Source organism: Flavobacterium cauense R2A-7 (genome assembly GCF_000498475.1).
Lineage (GTDB): Bacteria > Bacteroidota > Bacteroidia > Flavobacteriales > Flavobacteriaceae > Flavobacterium > Flavobacterium cauense.
On record NZ_AVBI01000012.1, the window covers coordinates 144,384 to 162,844 of the forward strand.

The 18,461-nt window shown below is 38.1% G+C and carries 21 protein-coding genes; 5 read left to right on the top strand and 16 right to left on the bottom strand.

Features of this window, described 5'->3' with window-relative positions:
• The first annotated feature begins 71 nt into the window (after positions 1-71).
• From bshC to FCR2A7T_RS04445, 3 genes are all read left to right on the top strand, one after another.
• Positions 72-1,664, top strand: coding sequence for a bacillithiol biosynthesis cysteine-adding enzyme BshC (gene bshC, locus FCR2A7T_RS04435; protein ID WP_023570087.1), 1,593 nt, complete (start codon positions 72-74; stop codon positions 1,662-1,664).
• Between the two features lie 138 nt (positions 1,665-1,802).
• Positions 1,803-2,633, top strand: coding sequence for a formylglycine-generating enzyme family protein (locus FCR2A7T_RS04440; RefSeq protein WP_023570089.1), 831 nt, complete (start codon positions 1,803-1,805; stop codon positions 2,631-2,633).
• Between the two features lie 68 nt (positions 2,634-2,701).
• Positions 2,702-3,121 carry a nucleoside-diphosphate kinase gene (locus tag FCR2A7T_RS04445; protein ID WP_023570090.1) on the top strand — a complete coding sequence of 140 codons (420 nt, stop codon included), beginning with the start codon at positions 2,702-2,704 and terminating at the stop codon, positions 3,119-3,121.
• Between the two features lie 341 nt (positions 3,122-3,462).
• On the opposite strand, the gene FCR2A7T_RS04450 is transcribed toward FCR2A7T_RS04445, so the two are convergent.
• The 4 genes from FCR2A7T_RS04450 to FCR2A7T_RS04465 all read right to left on the bottom strand — a co-directional run bounded on the left by FCR2A7T_RS04450 (position 3,463) and on the right by FCR2A7T_RS04465 (position 7,298).
• On the bottom strand, positions 3,463-4,014 hold the full coding sequence (locus tag FCR2A7T_RS04450; protein ID WP_023570091.1) for a PepSY-associated TM helix domain-containing protein: 552 nt from the start codon (positions 4,012-4,014) through the stop codon (positions 3,463-3,465).
• Between the two features lie 5 nt (positions 4,015-4,019).
• The gene (locus FCR2A7T_RS04455) at positions 4,020-6,470 is read right to left on the bottom strand and encodes a TonB-dependent receptor (protein ID WP_023570092.1); all 2,451 of its coding nucleotides are present in this window, start codon (positions 6,468-6,470) and stop codon (positions 4,020-4,022) included.
• A 112-nt stretch (positions 6,471-6,582) separates the two neighbouring features.
• On the bottom strand, positions 6,583-6,879 hold the full coding sequence (locus FCR2A7T_RS04460) for a DUF721 domain-containing protein (protein ID WP_035117333.1): 297 nt from the start codon (positions 6,877-6,879) through the stop codon (positions 6,583-6,585).
• Positions 6,879-7,298, bottom strand: coding sequence for a lipocalin-like domain-containing protein (locus FCR2A7T_RS04465; RefSeq protein ID WP_023570093.1), 420 nt, complete (start codon positions 7,296-7,298; stop codon positions 6,879-6,881). Before FCR2A7T_RS04465 ends, FCR2A7T_RS04460 begins: the two co-directional genes overlap by 1 nt.
• Before the next feature lie 103 nt (positions 7,299-7,401).
• Here FCR2A7T_RS04465 and FCR2A7T_RS04470 point away from each other — a divergent pair, with 103 nt between their 5' ends.
• Positions 7,402-8,478, top strand: a complete 1,077-nt coding sequence (locus tag FCR2A7T_RS04470; protein WP_023570094.1) for a serine hydrolase domain-containing protein — start codon at positions 7,402-7,404, stop codon at positions 8,476-8,478.
• A gap of 200 nt (positions 8,479-8,678) precedes the next feature.
• On the opposite strand, the gene ftsY is transcribed toward FCR2A7T_RS04470, so the two are convergent.
• A complete protein-coding gene (ftsY, locus tag FCR2A7T_RS04480; RefSeq protein ID WP_023570096.1) occupies positions 8,679-9,632 on the bottom strand; it encodes a signal recognition particle-docking protein FtsY in 954 nt (317 codons plus the stop codon).
• A gap of 28 nt (positions 9,633-9,660) precedes the next feature.
• On the opposite strand from ftsY, the gene FCR2A7T_RS15180 reads away from it, so the two are divergent.
• Positions 9,661-9,822 (top strand): hypothetical protein, encoded by a 162-nt coding sequence (locus FCR2A7T_RS15180; RefSeq protein ID WP_023570097.1) that lies wholly within the window; start codon positions 9,661-9,663, stop codon positions 9,820-9,822.
• Positions 9,823-9,878: 56 nt separating this feature from the next.
• Here FCR2A7T_RS15180 and FCR2A7T_RS14960 read toward each other — a convergent pair whose 3' ends face one another.
• The 11 genes from FCR2A7T_RS14960 to FCR2A7T_RS04535 form a co-directional block, all read right to left on the bottom strand.
• Positions 9,879-10,031: a DUF4295 domain-containing protein gene (locus tag FCR2A7T_RS14960; RefSeq protein WP_023570098.1), complete on the bottom strand. Its 153-nt coding sequence runs from the start codon at positions 10,029-10,031 to the stop codon at positions 9,879-9,881.
• A 68-nt stretch (positions 10,032-10,099) separates the two neighbouring features.
• Positions 10,100-10,282 (bottom strand): 50S ribosomal protein L33, encoded by a 183-nt coding sequence (gene rpmG / locus FCR2A7T_RS04490; protein ID WP_008253902.1) that lies wholly within the window; start codon positions 10,280-10,282, stop codon positions 10,100-10,102.
• A 27-nt stretch (positions 10,283-10,309) separates the two neighbouring features.
• Positions 10,310-10,546, bottom strand: coding sequence for a 50S ribosomal protein L28 (gene rpmB, locus FCR2A7T_RS04495; RefSeq protein ID WP_023570100.1), 237 nt, complete (start codon positions 10,544-10,546; stop codon positions 10,310-10,312).
• Between the two features lie 79 nt (positions 10,547-10,625).
• Positions 10,626-11,873 carry a competence/damage-inducible protein A gene (locus FCR2A7T_RS04500; protein ID WP_023570101.1) on the bottom strand — a complete coding sequence of 416 codons (1,248 nt, stop codon included), beginning with the start codon at positions 11,871-11,873 and terminating at the stop codon, positions 10,626-10,628.
• Positions 11,874-11,991: 118 nt separating this feature from the next.
• Positions 11,992-12,342 (bottom strand): hypothetical protein, encoded by a 351-nt coding sequence (locus FCR2A7T_RS04505; RefSeq protein ID WP_035117338.1) that lies wholly within the window; start codon positions 12,340-12,342, stop codon positions 11,992-11,994.
• Between the two features lie 12 nt (positions 12,343-12,354).
• Positions 12,355-12,699, bottom strand: coding sequence for an Hpt domain-containing protein (locus FCR2A7T_RS04510; protein WP_023570103.1), 345 nt, complete (start codon positions 12,697-12,699; stop codon positions 12,355-12,357).
• Entirely contained in the window at positions 12,700-13,311 is a 612-nt protein-coding gene (locus tag FCR2A7T_RS04515) for a fumarylacetoacetate hydrolase family protein (RefSeq protein ID WP_023570104.1), read from the bottom strand.
• A 45-nt stretch (positions 13,312-13,356) separates the two neighbouring features.
• Positions 13,357-14,130, bottom strand: a complete 774-nt coding sequence (locus FCR2A7T_RS04520) for a 3'-5' exonuclease (RefSeq protein ID WP_023570105.1) — start codon at positions 14,128-14,130, stop codon at positions 13,357-13,359.
• Positions 14,131-14,226: 96 nt separating this feature from the next.
• Entirely contained in the window at positions 14,227-15,798 is a 1,572-nt protein-coding gene (locus tag FCR2A7T_RS04525) for a T9SS type A sorting domain-containing protein (protein ID WP_023570106.1), read from the bottom strand.
• 120 nt (positions 15,799-15,918) lie between these two features.
• Positions 15,919-17,211: a dihydrolipoamide acetyltransferase family protein gene (locus FCR2A7T_RS04530; protein ID WP_023570107.1), complete on the bottom strand. Its 1,293-nt coding sequence runs from the start codon at positions 17,209-17,211 to the stop codon at positions 15,919-15,921.
• 84 nt (positions 17,212-17,295) lie between these two features.
• The gene (locus tag FCR2A7T_RS04535; protein WP_023570108.1) at positions 17,296-18,456 is read right to left on the bottom strand and encodes a glycosyltransferase family 2 protein; all 1,161 of its coding nucleotides are present in this window, start codon (positions 18,454-18,456) and stop codon (positions 17,296-17,298) included.
• Between the last annotated feature and the right edge of the window lie 5 nt (positions 18,457-18,461).

Genomic DNA, 18,461 nt, shown 5'->3' on the forward strand with positions numbered 1-18,461 from the left:
TTATAAGTCTTTGTTAAACCGAATTCAGCTATAGTAATTTTTGTTAAATTAGCGGAAATAAAAAAACCGCCATGCCTAACGACTGTATCAGCTATCAAAATTCCGGATATTTTTCAAAACTTATTGTTGATTATTTGAATCAGGAACCTGAAGTGCAGTCGTTCTATCACCGATTTCCCAAACTGGAGCATTTTAAACTTCAGCTGGAAGAAAAAGGAAACAATTTTCCGGAAGAAAACAGAGCTGTTTTGGTAGCCGCTTTGGAAAAACAATACCAGAACACCAACATTTCGGAAGCAACGAAAAACAACATTAAGTCATTGCACAAAAACAATACTTTTACCATAACCACCGGTCATCAATTGAACCTTTTCACCGGTCCGCTGTATTTTTTGTATAAGATTGTTTCGGTAATTAACCTTACCCGCGAACTGAAAACCGCCTATCCACACTACCATTTTGTACCGGTGTATTGGATGGCGACAGAAGACCATGATTTTGAAGAAATCAATTATTTTGATTTCAGAAACAAGAAAATCCATTGGAACAGGGACAGTAAAGGTCCGGTAGGAAGACTTTCAACGGAAGGGCTTGCCGAAGTTTTTGAAGTTTTTTCAAAAGAATTGGGCCCCGGAAACAATGCTGATTATTTGCGTGAACTTTTCAAAAACGCCTATTTAAAACACGCTACGCTGGCTGAAGCTACCCGTTTTTTAGCAAATGAACTGTTTCAGGAACAAGGATTGGTAATTATTGACGGTGATGATGTTGCGTTAAAAAGCGTTTTTACCCCCTTTGTACAACAAGAATTACTACAACAAACCTCTTTTAAAAAAGTATCGGAAACCATTGAACAATTAGGAGACTATACTGTTCAGGTTAATCCGCGTGAAATCAATTTGTTTTACATCGAAGACGATTTAAGGGAACGCATTATTTTTGAGGATTCCCGCTATACAATTAACAATTCTAAAACCGTTTTTACAGAGGCTGAAATTTTAAAAGAACTCGAAAAGCATCCTGAAAAATTCAGTCCGAATGTGATTTTACGCCCTTTATATCAGGAAGTGATTTTGCCCAACCTCTGTTACATCGGAGGCGGTGGAGAAATTGCGTATTGGCTGGAACTGAAAACCAATTTTAAGGCGAATAACATCCCTTTCCCGATACTCTTGCTTCGAAATTCGGCACTATTAGTTTCGGAAAAACAAGCACAGAAAGCCGACGCATTAAACTTAAGCTGGTCTGATTTATTCTCCAAACAGACAAATCTGATAAATCGAAAAACTGCAGAATTCTCCAGTTTCAACTTGGATTTTACCGAACAGAAAACATTTCTGAAAAATCAATTCGAGAAACTGACCCAAATAGCCCAGCAAACCGATAAATCTTTTATAGGAGCCGTAAAAGCACAGGAAATCAAACAACTGAAAGGATTGGAAAACCTCGAGCGTCGTTTGCTCAAAGCCGAAAAAAGAAACCATCAGGAAAAATTGAAGCGCATAACGGATCTTCAGAATGAATTGTTCCCAAACCTTAGTCTTCAAGAACGAAAAGTCAATTTTTCGGAATTTTATCTTAACAATGGAAATGATCTTATTGAAAAGCTGCTCAAAAACCTAAATCCGATATCCGAAGAGTTTAAGATAATTTATTTACAATAAAGCATATTTTTTCCTACATTAGTGTATTTCATCGATATTTTTAAGCGTTTCATCTAACATTTTTCTTTTAAAATTAGGTTGGTAACTAAAAAGTGTTATTTTCGCAACATTAAATAAAAGAAAAGTTAAAATTATCATATGAAGAAGAATTACCTAATGTTAAGTTTAAGTGCTATGGCACTTTTTTTATGCTCCTTTTATCAGATTTCCAATCTAAAACCTAAAATGGTTATGGTGGAAGGCGGTACTTTTAAAATGTCCCCAAAAGAAAATGCGGTAGACCCGAAAACAAAGAAGAAAATTGTATACGACATCACTGTTTCTTCTTTTGAAATGGCAAAATTTGAAGTTACTGTGGCAGACTGGAAAGCTTATACCAGTGCCAATAAAATAAGCATGCCTGCCCGACCAAGCTGGGGCTGGAATGATGATTATCCGATGACAAACATTTCATGGACAGATGCGATTAAATATTGCAACTGGTTGAGTAAAGCAAACAACTTAAAACCAGCTTATTCTAAAAAAGACGAAAAATACATCTGTGATTTTTCAGCAGACGGCTACCGTTTGCCAACTGAAGCAGAATGGGAATATGCAGCTAAAGGCGGTAACAAATCTCAAAACTTCACTTACTCTGGAAGCAATGATCTTGAAATGATTGCTTGGTATGCCAACAACAGTAGAAAATCACCACAGGAAATTGGCACAAAATTAGCCAATGAATTGGGAATTCATGACATGAGTGGAAATGTATGGGAATGGTGTTGGAACTACTACAGTCCGATTTACCATTTAGCGGAAAGAAGAGACAATCCTGTTGGACCGGACAGAGGCGACAAACGTTCAGTTAGAGGTGGTTCATGGGACAGCAGCAAATTAGACTATTTGAAGCCAACCAACCAACTAAGCTGGAATCCAACTGCTACAAACGAATTTTTCGGATTGCGAATTGTAAGAACTGTTAAATAATTTTCTGTTAAGTAGGTTGTTTTTCAAATAGAAAGCAGTACTTTTGCGCCAAATTTAAAAATACAGAAATGGCAACTAACAGAACTTTTACAATGATCAAACCGGATGGTGTTGAAAACGGACACATCGGTGGAATTTTAAATATGATTACTGAAGGTGGTTTCAGAATCGTTTCGATGAAACTTACTCAGTTGACTGTAGCTGATGCTCAGAAATTTTATGCAGTACACAGCGAAAGACCATTCTTTGGAGAATTGGTTGAATTCATGACAAGAGGTCCGATTGTAGCGGCTATCTTAGAAAAAGAGAATGCTGTTGAGGATTTCAGAACATTAATCGGTGCTACAAACCCGGCGGATGCTGCTGAAGGAACAATTCGTAAAAAATATGCAACTTCAATTGGAGAAAATGCAGTTCACGGATCTGACAGTGATGAGAATGCTGCTATTGAAAGCGCTTTCCATTTTGCAGGAAGAGAGCAATTCTAATCCATTAGAATTATCAAATACAAAACCCACCCGCTTTGCGAGGTGGGTTTTTCTTTTTCAAGAAACCCGGCATTACATCATCCGTAGTGGCTTTGTTTGGCTACATTGCACTAAGGTTACATTCTTTTTACCAAAGTCTTATTTGCAGAGTTTGCGTGAGGGATAGCAGTGTAAATCCTTTTTGGAAACTTTTTCTGTTTCCAAAAAGATTGGAACGTATAGCCCGACCCATTTTCGGGGCACGCCCAAAACAAAAACGTTCATCGTTTGCGAAAACCACTCGCTTTAAAAGTCCATAAAAAAACCCTTTCGATTGAAAGGGTTTTTCTTTTTTTATAAAATTAAGCTAACAAAAATAAAAATATAAGCGGGAACAAGATACCGGCCAAGGCCAGTTTCCAACCCCTTTGTTTAAAAGTGTGCTTCCCTACAGAAATCATTAAAGCTCCTGTTACGGCAATGGTTATTAAAGACAATCCGAAAATATCCGAATAATAAATCCACCAGTTGGAGGTGTTTTTATGCAACTTCATGGCTTGGCTGATAAAAGGTGTTTTCCTGAAAGTAACGATTTCCCCTTTCCCGGTTTTCATGTCGATTTCAACATCGGTATTTTCAAAAGCAATTCTTAACTCACCTTTTTTAACACCATGACGACGGAATTTATCTTCTACTCCTAAATCCTTCCCTAATTGTTCGGCAAACTGTTCGGTAATTTTATCCTCTGTTGGCAATTTAACTTCGACAGCTTTGGTTTCTACAGTATATTTTTCCGGGTGCCAGCTTTCTCTGTGGTTCATTAAAATTCCGGAAAACGCGAAGGAAATAATCAATCCGAGGTAGAAATAGCCCAAATCACGGTGAATGGCTCTAAGTTGTTTTTGTCTTTTCATTGATTTTAAAATTTATATTTTAATGTCGCCATAACCTGACGCGGGGCAATTGGATTTATACTGTAATTTTCGTGAACCGAATAATTCAACTCGTTGGTAATATTAGAAACTTTGCAAAGTAACGAAATTTGTTTCCAAGTATAGCCAACCGATGCATCAACCGTTATGTAACCGTCCACCGGGATTTCACGATCACGGAATTCCACTACGTTTGTAGTTGTATTATAAACATAATCATTGTTCCATCCTCCGATTCTGTCGCCAATGTAGTTCGCAATACTTCCTACCGAAAACCCTTTGAAAAATCCGCTTTGAACAGTATAGAAGAAACTTGCATTTGCAGTATGCTGCGGTGTTCTGGCTACACGATCTCCCTTAACAAAACTGCCCGGAATCCACTCGCCTAAAACTTTTGTAAAACGCATGTCGTTGTAACTGTATCCCACCAAAATACTTAATCCGTCAATTGGTTTTGCGTTCACATCAATTTCAACTCCTTTACTTGTTGTTTGACCGGAAAGCATTTTTTTGGTTGTATCGGTATTGTTTGGAGTACCATCTGCTAAGAAGGGTGCCATTTGAGCAAAATTACCGTTCACAATCTGATACAAAGTAACGTTTGTGGTTAATTTTCCATTTAAGAATTCCTTTTTAGCCCCAACTTCAAATTGATCGATAATAGAAGGTGCTAAATTTTTCCCGTAAATATCCGTTCCGGTATTGGGTGTGAAAGAATTGGCGTAGCTGGCAAATAAGGATGTCGATTTAGTAGGTTGGTACACCAATCCTGCTTTTGGTGAAAAAGCAGCATCGACACGTTTGGCATCTTTTTTCGGGTTTGGATCATTTTCCGGTGCTTGCGTTTGCGCTCCGGCTGCAAATACTTCGTTATAATTTTTAGCCTGAGCCTCCTGCCAAGACCAGCGGATACCGGCTAAAACTTTAAATTTACTTGTAAGACTGATTAAATCCTGTGCATAAGCTCCAAAACGGAACGTTTCTGTTCTTACGATTTTTGAATTTCGGGAACCAGGGACTTCATATTCGTTTTCATACGATGTCGGATTATAGATATTTACAAGACCGCCGGGAGTAAGATCATAATTGGTTCTGTCAAACACATACGTAAATGCTTGTGCGAAGGAATAATCACTATCCAAACCTGTAGACAATTGATGTTTTATGCTTCCTGTAGTAAATGTCCCCTGAAGATTCAATTGTTCCGCAGTAATGAGTTCCGTATTATTATTTTTACCTAAAGGTCTTTTAAAGTCTCCGTTGGCATCAGGTTGAATACGCTCGGTTCCCTCTGATTTTCTAGCGTAGTCCTGTAACGACGTATTGGAACTGAATTTCAAGTTGGAATTGATTTTATGTACAACTTGACCTGAAAACGAAGCTTGAGTTGTCAATCCGTTAGACCATTTTGCACCCAAATAGGTATTTCTTGGCAAGTCAACCAGTTTTTTACCGATAACGCCCGTACCAAAATCCGGAGTCCAATAGTCTCTTAGATAATCCCCTTGTAAAAGTATTGAGGTTTTCTTAGTTGCTTTAAAAAGAAGCGACGGATTAACATAGAAACGTTCTCTGGTAACCACATCCCTGAAACTTTCTGCGTTTTCATAAGACCCCACAAAACGGTAAGCAATATTTTTGCTTAAAGGTCCGTAAAAATCGACAATAGGTTTAAAATACGCATAGCTTCCGGTCTGAAAAGAAACACTTCCTCCTTTTGCAAACAAAGGCGTCTTGGTTACCATATTAACGATGCCTCCCGGAGCCACATTTCCAAACAACAAAGCAGAACTTCCTTTTAAAGCTTCTACTTGTTCTAAAGAAGCTACTTCAGGCATAGAGCCCCCATTAAAGCGGAATCCGTTTTTAAACATATTATTTGCCGTCATATCGTAACCTCTGGACCAGAACGATTCCTGGGCACCCCCACGGGCAGAACCTACATAAACACCGTTTACATTTTTAATGACATCACTCAAACGAATGGTTTGTTGCTGCTCCAATACTTTAGCATCGATAACCTGAACACTTTGTGGTAAATCAACCGTTCTGATACCGGCTTTTCCGTTGGCAAGATTTCTGTTGATGACACTTCCCGAAACGATAACTTCCGATAAAGTACTTGTCGCAGACGTTAGCGAAATTTTTGGAACAACAGTAACACTATTTGACTTTACAATTACAGGAATCGATGAAACAGTAAAACCTATGTGGGAAAAAATAAGGGTATATTTCCCGGGAGTCACATTGGAAATACTGAAGTTACCTTTATCATCCGTTAATGTGCTGAAATGAGCATTTTGTGCCGTCACGGTAACCTTTTCTAAAGGAAGATTTTGAGAAGAAACAACTGATCCTTTAACAGATCCGTTAGTTTGTGCATTTATATGAAAAGTAAAAAAAAGAACAGCGAATAAAAATTTAACAGGGGCTTTCATTTTTATAATTCTTATTTAGATTGATTATATTTAATGCAAAACTAAACAAGACAAACCAACTACACAAGTTTATTTAGAACAAATAAAAATAATTTTTTTCACAATTTATCAACTACCTAAAAATCAAATCCGTAACAACATCTTTTCGAAGTTCTTCATTGATCATTTTGATGATTTTTTCTTTACCATAGCTCAATTCTTCGCGTAAAACCGCAGAGGAAAGTGCGACATAAAGCGTAGTTCCTTTTAAAAGGATTTCAGTGGTATAATTGTTTACACCATTACCCATAAGGTTTTTCCATGCGTCGCGCACGTCTATTTTATCAATGCCGGATTGCAGTTTATTCTCTTGAATAAATTGTTTTAAAACATCTCCTATCGGACTTTCCTCATTGAATCGCTTCGCCATTATTTTACAGAAAAAGGTTTGCTTTTTTTATAATAATACTTAATGTCCTGATCGTTTTTTACCACAAACTTGTCATCTGATAAAGTGATGATTTCTTCTTTCCATTTAGCATAGGGAGTAGCGTAACTCAGAACCAAATCACCCTCTTTATTTACCACCTCAATGTTTTCAGATAAATCATTCATCAGGTATGTACCGTCAAGTTGCGGCATGACTTTTTTACGGAAACCCTTGTTTCCTTTAATTTCAAAAAAATCTATTGTGGTATTCACCTTATACTCTTTCTTACTGCCATCAGGCATTTCAGCCTTTTCGATTTCCCAATATCCATTCATTTTTACAAGATCTTTTTCATCGATTTGCTGTTTACAACTCACAAAAAATAAGATCAAGAGAGAAAGATAAAATGCTTTTTTCATCCGGTTTGATTTTTCACAAAGTTAATTTTAAATACTATTGAAAAAAAGTAAATCGGATTAAACTATTCGCTACTTTTAAAGTCTTACAGGAAACCTAAAACAAATGAAGCACTTTATCGTACCTCTTTTTTTTCTTGCTACCCTATTAAGTTGCAGCTCTGATTCGGAAGTTGTAACAGCAACGCCTACACCAACACCTGAAACCATGTATTTCCCACCCCTTACCGGTGACACTTGGGAAACAAAAAGCATTGCTGCTTTAGGCTGGAACCAATCGGCAGTAGCTCCTTTAGAAACTTATTTAAATGACAAGCACACGAAAAGCTTTATCATTCTTGTAAATGGTCGAATTGTCATGGAACGTTATTTCAACGGACACACCGCAACCGACAACTGGTATTGGGCCAGCGCCGGAAAAACGCTTACCTCAACCATGACCGGAATTGCTCAACAGGACGGTTTTTTAAACATCAACAATAAGGTTTCCGACTATATCGGTACCGGATGGACCAGTGAAACGCTGGCAAAAGAAAACCTGATTACCTGCAAACATTTACTGAGTATGACTTCAGGCTTAGACGATGCTTTGGGCGATGATGTAAGCCCAGCAAACCTACAATACGTTGCTGATGCCGGAACAAGATGGGCCTACCACAATGTTTATGTAAAACTTCAGGATGTTGTTTCATCGGCTGCCGGACAAACCTGGAGCGCTTACTTTAACTCTAAACTAAGAGATAAGATTGGGATGAATGGCGCCTGGGTTCCAAACGGAGATTTAAGTGTTTATTGGAGCACCTCAAGAAGTATGGCACGTTTTGGTTTATTAGCATTAAATAATGGCAACTGGAATGGTACACAGATAATAAATACCGCTTATTTTCATGACGCTACGACCACATCACAAAACATAAATCTTGCGTATGGTTATTTGTGGTGGTTAAATGGAAAAAGCAGTTATCATTTACCGCAGAGTCAATTACAGTTACCCGGCAGTATTATTCCTTCCGGTCCGAACGATATGTTCATGGCTTTGGGAAAAAATGATCAGAAGATTTATGTGATTCCGAGCAAAAAAATGGTCGTAATACGAATGGGTGATGCTGCAGACAATGTCAGTATGGCACTCTCCGATTTTGACGAAGTATTATGGCAAAAAATAAAGGCGTTATATGAATAACGCCTTTATTTTTATTTTTTACTGAAGAGTTTTATTAATCCGTACAGAACTAACACAAATGCCAACAGTCGCATAATCATAAAAATATTCGGAAACTTCTTTTCGAGAAAATAAGACAATACTATCAGTAAAACCCCTGCCGCTAAAAAAGCCAAAGGTGATTTCGATCTAAAAAACTGAATAATTTTCTCCATAGGTCATTATTTAAAGAAAGAATCCACAAACTCATATTTATTGAATACCTGCAAATCTTCGATACCTTCTCCTACTCCAATGTATTTTACCGGAATCTGGAACTGATCGGAAATTCCGATTACTACTCCGCCTTTTGCTGTACCGTCTAATTTAGTAACCGCCAAGCAGGAAACTTCGGTTGCAGCCGTGAATTGTTTCGCCTGTTCAAAAGCATTTTGACCTGTCGAACCGTCCAACACTAATAATACGTCATGCGGTGCGTCATCCACCACTTTTTGCATTACGCGTTTCACCTTGGTTAGTTCGTTCATTAATCCTACTTTGTTATGCAAACGGCCTGCAGTATCAATGATTACCACATCGGCATTTTGCGCTACTGCAGATTGCAGAGTATCAAAAGCAACGGAAGCAGGATCACTCCCCATTTGCTGGCGAACGATAGGCACACCTACTCTGTCCGCCCAAATTTGTAACTGATCGATGGCTGCAGCACGGAACGTATCAGCAGCGCCCAGAACCACACTGTGTCCCGCTTTTTTGAATTGGTAGGCCAATTTTCCTATGGTTGTTGTTTTTCCTACTCCGTTTACACCCACCACCATAATCACGTAAGGTTTTTTATTGGCAGGAATTTCGAATTCGGTAGCTTCTCCGGAATTGGTTTCCGACAATAAACCGGCGATTTCATCGCGAAGGATTTCATTTAGTTCGTCGGTTCCCAAATATTTGTCTTTGGAAACACGCTCTTCGATGCGCTCGATGATTTTTAGGGTAGTATTTACCCCCACGTCGGAAGCCACTAAAATTTCTTCCAGATTATCGAGAACCTCATCGTCTACTTTTGATTTCCCGGCAACCGCTTTGGTTAACTTCGAAAAAAAAGAAGCTTTTGATTTTTCAAGACCTTTGTCTAAGGTTTCCTTTTTTTCAGATGAAAATATTTTTTTAAAAAAATTCATTCTAAATATGAATTACAAGTTATGGTTTATGACTAAAAGAAGCTCTACTACTTTCTTTAGCCCTGATGGAAGCGGCATCCTTTTTTTGGTGGCTGAGGCTCTCGAAGCCATCAAAAAAAGATACAGCGGACAGCAGGAAATACGATTAAAGAAAGCGCAAACGATTGGCTCCAAAACTCAGCAAATATAAAAATAAAAAAGCTACTTCCGTATGAAAGTAGCTTTTCTATATATTGTATAACGGAATTATTTCTTACTTAAGAAAGCATCCACTTCTTCTGGAGACATAACTGACTCAACAAAAGTATAAGCACCCGTTTTAGGTGATTTTACCATCTTGATAGCTTTAGTCAATCTCTTTGAAGCTGTCTGTAATGTTGCAACGGTTTTCTTTGCCATGACTTACTATGTTTTTATTTGAATTAAAAAACTCAAATGTGACCATTTGAGATTTATTAAATCTCTAATTATTTAATTTCTTTATGAACAGTTACTCTTTTTAAGATTGGATTAAACTTTTTAATCTCTAATCTATCTGGAGTATTCTTTTTGTTTTTAGTCGTAATGTAACGAGACGTTCCTGGCACACCAGAAGTTTTGTGCTCTGTACATTCTAAAATAACTTGGATTCTATTACCTTTCTTTGCCATCTTGATATATTATTTAAGGTTACGGAATTATTTAACAAATCCGTTAGCTTTAGCTTCTTTCAAAACCGCAGCGATACCATTTTTATTAATCGTTTTTAAAGCAGATGTAGATATTCTTAAAGTTACCCATCTGTCTTCTTCAGGAATGTAGAAACGTTTCTTTACTAAGTTTACACTAAATTTTCTTTTAGTTTTGTTCATAGCGTGAGAAACATTGTTTCCAACCATTGCTCTCTTACCTGTAAGTTCACAAACTCTTGACATTGTACTTATCTTTATATTCGTTATTCAAAATCAGGGTGCAAAGAAACAAAAAAGAAACCTATTACACAAACTATTTCAATTAGTTTTTTAAAATTTCTTTGTAAATTTTCTCCAAGGCTTTGTTAACCGCCCTATCTATCACTTTTTCACGGGGTTGTCCGAAGTTAAATTCTTCCGTTTCTACTCCGTTAGGCGTCGCAATTGAAACAATAACCGCACCCACTTCCGCATCGGCATCACCTTTGTTCGGGCCAGCATTTCCGGTAGTAGCTATCGCATAATCGGTTTTCATTATACTCTGGATATTGAGCGCCATAGCTTCCGCCACTTCTTTACTAACCACAGAATATTTATCGATTGTTTGTTGCGAAACTCCCAACACATTTACTTTAGTTTCGGTAGCATAGCTTACGACACTGCCCTTAAAATAAGCGGACGAACCCGCCACCGAAGTTAATGTTGCTGCAATTTTTCCTCCAGTACAGCTTTCTGCTGTTGCAATGGTTTTTCCTTTTTCACGGAATAATTTCCCTAAAACCACTTCAATACTTTCGCCATCGTCGTAACCAATAATGGCCTCATGAATGATTTTATCCAATTTCACCACCTCATCGGCAATCGCTTGATGTAAAAGTACTTCGTTAGTTCCGCGAGCGGAAAGTCGCAAACGCACTTGTCCTGCGTTAGGCAAATACGCTAGTTTAATAAACTCGGGTAAATTATCTTCCCAGGATTCGATTCTTTCCGCTAAGGCACTTTCCCCAACACCATAGGTTCGGATGGTTTTATGAACGATGTACGGTCGGTCGAATTTGGCAACAAGTTTCGGAATCACTTCGTTTTCAATGAGGTGTTTCATTTCAAAAGGCACACCCGGCAGGGAAATGAAAACGGTATTTTCCTTCTCCATCCACATTCCGGGAGCAGTACCCACCGCATTAAACAAAACGGTACATTTCGAGGGCACCAATGCCTGATCTTTATTGAGTTGCGTAATAGGGCGCTTGAAATAGTTTTCGATTAATTCCGTTACATGAGCCAATACCTTTTGATTGGTAACCAGTTCATCCTGAAAATAATCGCAGAAGGTTTTTTTAGTAATATCGTCCTTGGTAGGTCCTAAACCACCTGTAATAACAACTACATCCGAATGATTTTGAAGTTTAGAAAAAGTATCTAAAATGTGCTGCTTGTCATCGGTAATAGAAATCATCTCATGAACACCGATTCCTATTTTATCTAACGATTTGGCTATAAAACCCGAATTTGTATCAATAATTTGCCCGATGAGAATTTCATCGCCAATAGTAACAATGGTTGCTTTCATTTTTTTTGATTGTGGAAAACAAATATACTAAGCTTTTCCTACAGCATCAAGAAAAAACAAGCATTAACATTACATTGTGAAATGTTTAGCGAATCAAAATCTCCAAACAAAATACTCATTAAGGATTAACAAGTGCGTCAATGGTTTTGAGCACCAGCATCAACACTATAAATACCCCAACTAGTTTCAAATAAAGATTCATAAACTTACGCTGATCGCCAAATACCGAATATTCCAATATTTCAGAAAGCACAATAATGTCAGTATTTTCCAAAAAAGAATCTATCACCGGCTTGTCTTTATCCAGCAAATAGTACTGCATCAAGGAACCCGAAGAAGACACAGCAGTTTGACTGACATAAAAATCCAATCCTTTTTGGTTTAATTCCTGCTCAAAAAGCAAAACATCTTTAGCATGGACATCTACTTTAAAATGATTCTTAAACTTTACACTAATGGTCTTTGGCATGGTATCTGAAAGTTAAATATTGTAGTCTTTTTTTACTTCTTTCAGGGCGTTGTCAATGTGTTCTTTTAAACTTTTAAAAACTTCTTTAATCTCTTTTTTCTTGCCTTCGGATTTGGTCCATTCCATAACCTGAAGATTTTCTTCATAGGCTAAATCCATTCCCAATAAATCCAAGGTAGGTTTGATTTTATGGGAAGAGGCGTATGTTTTTGCATAATCTTTTTCTTCAATACCTTCTTTTATGGATTTTAATTCCTGAGGCACCTCTTCAACAAAAAGATTAATGATTTGCTGTGCAAACTCGGTATCGTTGTCCGAGATTTCATAGACTTTTGATAAGTTATAATGTAATGCCATTTACTTTACCTGTATTCTAAAAAGTTGTTCTCCTTCTATATAACCTTCCAAAACGTCATTCGGTTGCACTTTAGCCACTCCGGCAGGCGTTCCTGTGAAAATTATATCACCCGTTTTTAATGTGAAATATTGCGACACATAAGCAATCAGTTCGTCAATTTTCCACAACATATGACTGGTGTTTCCACGCTGAACTGTCTTTCCGTTATTGGTTAATTCAAAGTTAATATTTTCCAGCGAACTGAATTTTTTTTTCGATAAAAAGTCACTTATAATCGCTGAATGGTCAAACGCCTTTGCTTTTTCCCAAGGAAGCCCTTTACTTTTCAATTCGGCTTGTACATCGCGGGCCGTAAAATCAATTCCAAGACCAATTTCATCATAATATTTATGGGCAAATTTTGGATCGATATACTTGCCTACCTTATTAATTTTGACGAGAATTTCAACTTCATGATGCACATCATCACTAAACTCCGGAATCACAAAAGGGGTTTGTTTAGGCAAAACAGCAGTATCCGGTTTCATAAAGATGACCGGTTCGCTCGGACGTTCGTTATTCAGTTCTGAAATATGGTCGGCATAATTACGGCCGATGCAGATTATTTTCATTTTTTGAGTGGCTAAGTTACTAAGTCGCTGAGTTACTAAGTTTTTTTATTGTTTTGTATTCAGTTTTCTTAATTTAATGGCAGTTAACACTTTTTTGGTATACAATGGAAAATCGGCGTTCTGAATCCAGCCGAAATAGCCCGGCTCTTTTTCCAAAACCTCATCCACTAAAGCGCCTTTGTGTTTTCCGAAAGTGAAAATTTCCTGACCTTCAGCATTCAAGGCAATAAATCCAGCAAAATCAACCGTTTTTTTACGAGTAGTAAATTCAGATAAGGATTTCATGTCGTTTTCCAATTCAGGATAACGTTCCAATTGCGCTTTTAGTATCTCATAGGTTGCCATTGTATCGGCTTCGGCACTATGAGCATTCTCAAGACTTTCACCACAATAGAATTTGTATGCCGCACTTAAAGTTCGCTCTTCCATTTTATGGAAAATTGTCTGCACATCGACCGACACTCGGTTTTTCATATCGAAATCCACTTCAGCACGCAATAATTCTTCAGCCAAAAGCGGAATATCAAAACGATCCGAATTAAAGCCGGCCAAATCCGAATCCTTAATCATATTATGTACCTGAGAAGCTAATTCTTTAAAAGTAGGCTCGTTTGCTACTTTTTCATTGGTAATTCCGTGCACCGCTGTCGATTGGGGCGGAATTGGGATGGTTGGGTTTACCAGCCAGGTTTTACTCTCTTTATTTCCGTTGGGGTAGATTTTTACAATTGCAATTTCCACTATTCGGTCTTTGGCTACATCAATTCCTGTAGTTTCAAGGTCAAAGAAACAAATAGGGCGGTTCAGTTTTAATTCCATTACTCTTTATTATATGTTACAAATATAGTGGAATCAGCATCAAATCAAAATAAAAACCCATCGGATAACGACGGGTTTTACAATTTATTTCGACAATTATCGCTTGAGCATTCTAATATTCTTGACTTGATTCCCATTAGTAATTTTTAAAAAATATACTCCTTGAGACAAGTGTTCAGATACCTGAAATTGCTGCGTTCCAAAACCGTTGTTGAACGCTTTGTTCTCCAGCAAATTTACTACTTTTTTTCCGGCAGCATTGTATAGGTTTGCAGACAATACCGCCGGTTGGTCCAAATAGAAATCCAAGTTTAAAATCTCTTTGACCGGATTTGGATAAACTATAAAATTACTTTTCTGAAAACTCAAATTGCTGCCATCCGTTAATGTTTCACCAGAACCGTATCGCAACACCAAAGTATGAGGATGACTGGAAAGATATGCTTCGGAAAAAGTAGCCCCTACCACAATTTTCCCATCCATTTGTATTGCCACTGAAGTCGCAGCACCCCTTGTATTATTTCCGGCCGATGTGCTAACCAAACCATTATCTCCAAAATCAGGATCAGCCAATCCGTTACTTTGATACCTGCTCAAACCAATCACAACAGGGTTAGCATAAATTCCGGAATCATAACTTCCGGCAACTATTATTTTGCCGTTAGCCTGCAATTCCATGGCTGCGCAAGGTGCCAGCAATTTAGCAATTCCATTATTTCCGAAATTCAAATCATAATCTCCTTCCGCCATCAGACAAGCCAACTGATGATTAAAAACATACATTCCTTCATCAATATAATAAGACGACAATGAAATCACGATGTTTCCATTCGTTTGTACCTTCATCGCAGTTACTTCATCAACAGGTTCCAAATCGATTATCTTCACTCCGGCTGTTCCGAAAGTCGAATCAATTGCCCCATCATTTGCATAGCGCAAAACCGCCACGTTCCTATTTTGGCTATCACCGAAAGCGCCTCCAACCAGTATTTTACCATCCGGCAAAACCACTATAGCCTTGACCGATACGCCTTGGGAATCGATTGTTATATCCACGGTTCCGTCAACCCCAAAATTAGAATCTATGGAACCGTCACTTTTATAACGCATTAATTGACATTGATTTAATGTAAATGGAATCCTGTCTGTTGCTACAATTACACCTCCGTCAGACTGTAGCGAAAAAGCATTGATAACCGAAGCATCATTGATTACAAAACCCTGATTTCCAAAATTTTCATCAAGTGTCCCATTCGGATTATAACGTACCAAGAATGATTTTGAATACTCTGCTCCATCACTATAAATGGTTCCCATGGCTAAAATTTTACCATCGGGCTGCAACAACAGGGAATTTATTCTGGGACGTTCATCAAACGGATTCACAACCATCCCTTCCACTCCGAATGTTGAATTAACCGAACCGTCTACATTATACCGGATTATAAAATATTTTTGATAGGTTCCATGATTGTGGAATACACCGGCTGCAATTATTTTTTTATCCGGTTGCGTAATTACAGAAGTGATTTCAGACTCATAGGTTCCAAAATCAAGATACAACTTTCCTCCGGAAGCAAACGTATCGTAAAGCATTCCGCCTTGTGAAAAGGCTATCTGAAAAATGAAGATTAGGGCAGTCACGAAGAGAAAAGTAATTTTATTCATAACTGTAAATATTTGACAACCACTAATTTACAAATAAATACATTACAGAATTCGTATTTCTTTGAAACAAAAAAAGACCTCAAAAATGAGGTCTTTTTATATCTGAATAACTATATTTTCTTAGAAATCTCTGTTTACGTCAAATGCTTCCAAGTAGTCGGCAACACGTTTCACGAAACTTCCTCCTAAAGCACCGTCCACCACTCTGTGATCGTAAGAATGCGACAAGAACATTTTCTGACGGATTCCGATGAAATCTCCTTCCGGTGTTTCAATAACTGCCGGTACTTTACGAATAGCACCCAAAGCTAAGATTCCCACTTGCGGTTGGTTGATAATCGGAGTTCCGAAAACCGAACCGAAAGTTCCAACATTCGTAACAGTATAAGTTCCGCCTTGTGTATCGTCTGGTTTTAATTTACCAGCTTTTGCACGGTTTCCTAAATCGTTTACCGCTTTTGCCATACCTACCAAGTTTAACTGGTCTGCATTTTTAATTACCGGCACGATTAAGTTTCCGTTTGGTAAAGCTGCTGCCATACCTAAATTGATATTTTTACGTTTAATGATAAACTCACCATCTACCGAAATATTCATTCCTGGGAAATCTTTCAAGGCTTTCGCTACCGCTTCCATGAAGATTGGCGTGAACGTTAATTTCTCTCCTTCTCTCTTTTCGAAAGCGTTTTTCACTTTGTCTCTCCATTTCACGATGTTGGTTACATCCACTTCGATGAACGACTGAACGTGCGCCGAAGTTTGCACCGAAGCCACCATGTATCCGGAAATCAGCTTACGCATTCTGTCCATTTCCACGATTTCGTCACCACCGTTTACAGATACCGGAACCGCTTTTGGAGCTTCAACCGCTGCTTTCGGAGCTTGCGACACCGGAGCTGCTGCTGCCACAGGCTGACTGCCTCTGTTTTTGATATAATTTAAGATGTCTTCTTTATTGACTCTTCCGTCTTTCCCGGAACCTTGAATGGATTCTAATTCCGCCAAGGAAATCCCTTCTTCTTTAGCGATGTTTTTCACTAACGGAGAGAAGAATTTATCTGATTCTGAGAAATTTGCCGGAGCTGCAGTTTCTTTTGCCGCTTCAACTGTTTTAGCAACTTCAGCAACCGGAGCCGCTACTGCCTCTGCTTTTGGAGCTTCTACCGCACCACCTTCTGTTTCAATAATAGCGATGGTTTGGCCCACTTGTACCACATCATCCGTATTGAAAAGAATTTCCACAAGGGTTCCTGCTACTTCAGAAGGCACTTCGCTGTCAACCTTATCGGTAGCGATTTCAAGTACTGCTTCGTCCATTTCAATTTTATCTCCAACTTTCTTCAACCAGTTGGTTACCGTTGCTTCTGCAACACTTTCTCCCATTTTGGGTAATTTCAATTCAAACTTTGCCATATCTTTAAACTAAAGTTGTGTTTTCGTATTTGGTTTGCAAAATTACTAATTATTTCGATTTATAATTTCACAATCTGTATTTTTTTACGCGATTTCGATTATTTCACCCCGGTCGTTACTGCTGTTACTTCCAATCATAAAGGAAGCGGCTTCCGGAATGATTTTAAAGGTGTATCCTCTGTTTTTATTTTGCTCCAGAAAAGCGATGATTTCCTGAAACGAAAAACTATTGTTATCCAACAAAATTTCAAGATTTTTACCCGAGAAATTCGCCTGCGAAAATAACGCATTTTCGTTAATCTCATTAAAACGAGTAACCTTTTTTTGCAGTTGGTTTTCCAATTTATTTTTCAGGTTTTCATCGGAAGAAATCAAAACATATTCCGCTATCGTATAAACAACCTGTTTCTGCTGCGATTTTTTCAATACCGAAAAGGCAAAAGCGCCCATTCGCATCAAAACATCAAACACCACCGAACCACCAAAATGCTTTTTGTAGAAAAACTGCATCGCTTCCCGAAAACGCTTCATATACGTTCCGTCGCGTACAGTACTCTCGCCTTTGTAATGAATCACAGATGTTTCGTGGAAATAATAATTCGATTTACCCGATTTCAACACCATATAACTCAAATCGATATCGTCGGAATACATGAAACAGTTTTCATCAAAACCGCCCACTTCGAGATATACATCGCGTTTCATTACCATAAAAGCGCCCACCAGAATATCGACTTTACCGGTTTGATTTTCCGATAAATGTTGTGCGTAATATTTATTAAAAAAAGATGATTTCGGAAAGAATTTATACAGGCCGAAGATTTTGGTGAATGCTACCCACGGCGTTGGCACACCGCGTTTGGATTCCGGTAAAAAATTTCCGGTGCCGTCGATGAGTTTACAACCAATTATACCAGTGTTCAGTTGCCAGTTTTTAGTATTCAGTATTTTTTCAAAGGTATCTTCTGCAACAACCGTGTCCGGATTTAAAATGCAGAGGTATTCGCCTTTGGCTTCCGCCACTCCTATATTATTGCCTTTCGGAAAACCGAGATTGGCTTTGTTTTCGATGAGTTTTACGTTTGGGAAACGCGTTTTCATCATTGCACAACTGTCATCTGTTGATAAATTATCCACCACAATGATTTCGCCGTCAATATTTTCGAGCGCCTTCTGTACGCTCAAAACGCATTGTTCGAGAAAATAGCGGACATTGTAGTTAAGGATGATTACGGATAACTGCATGAAGC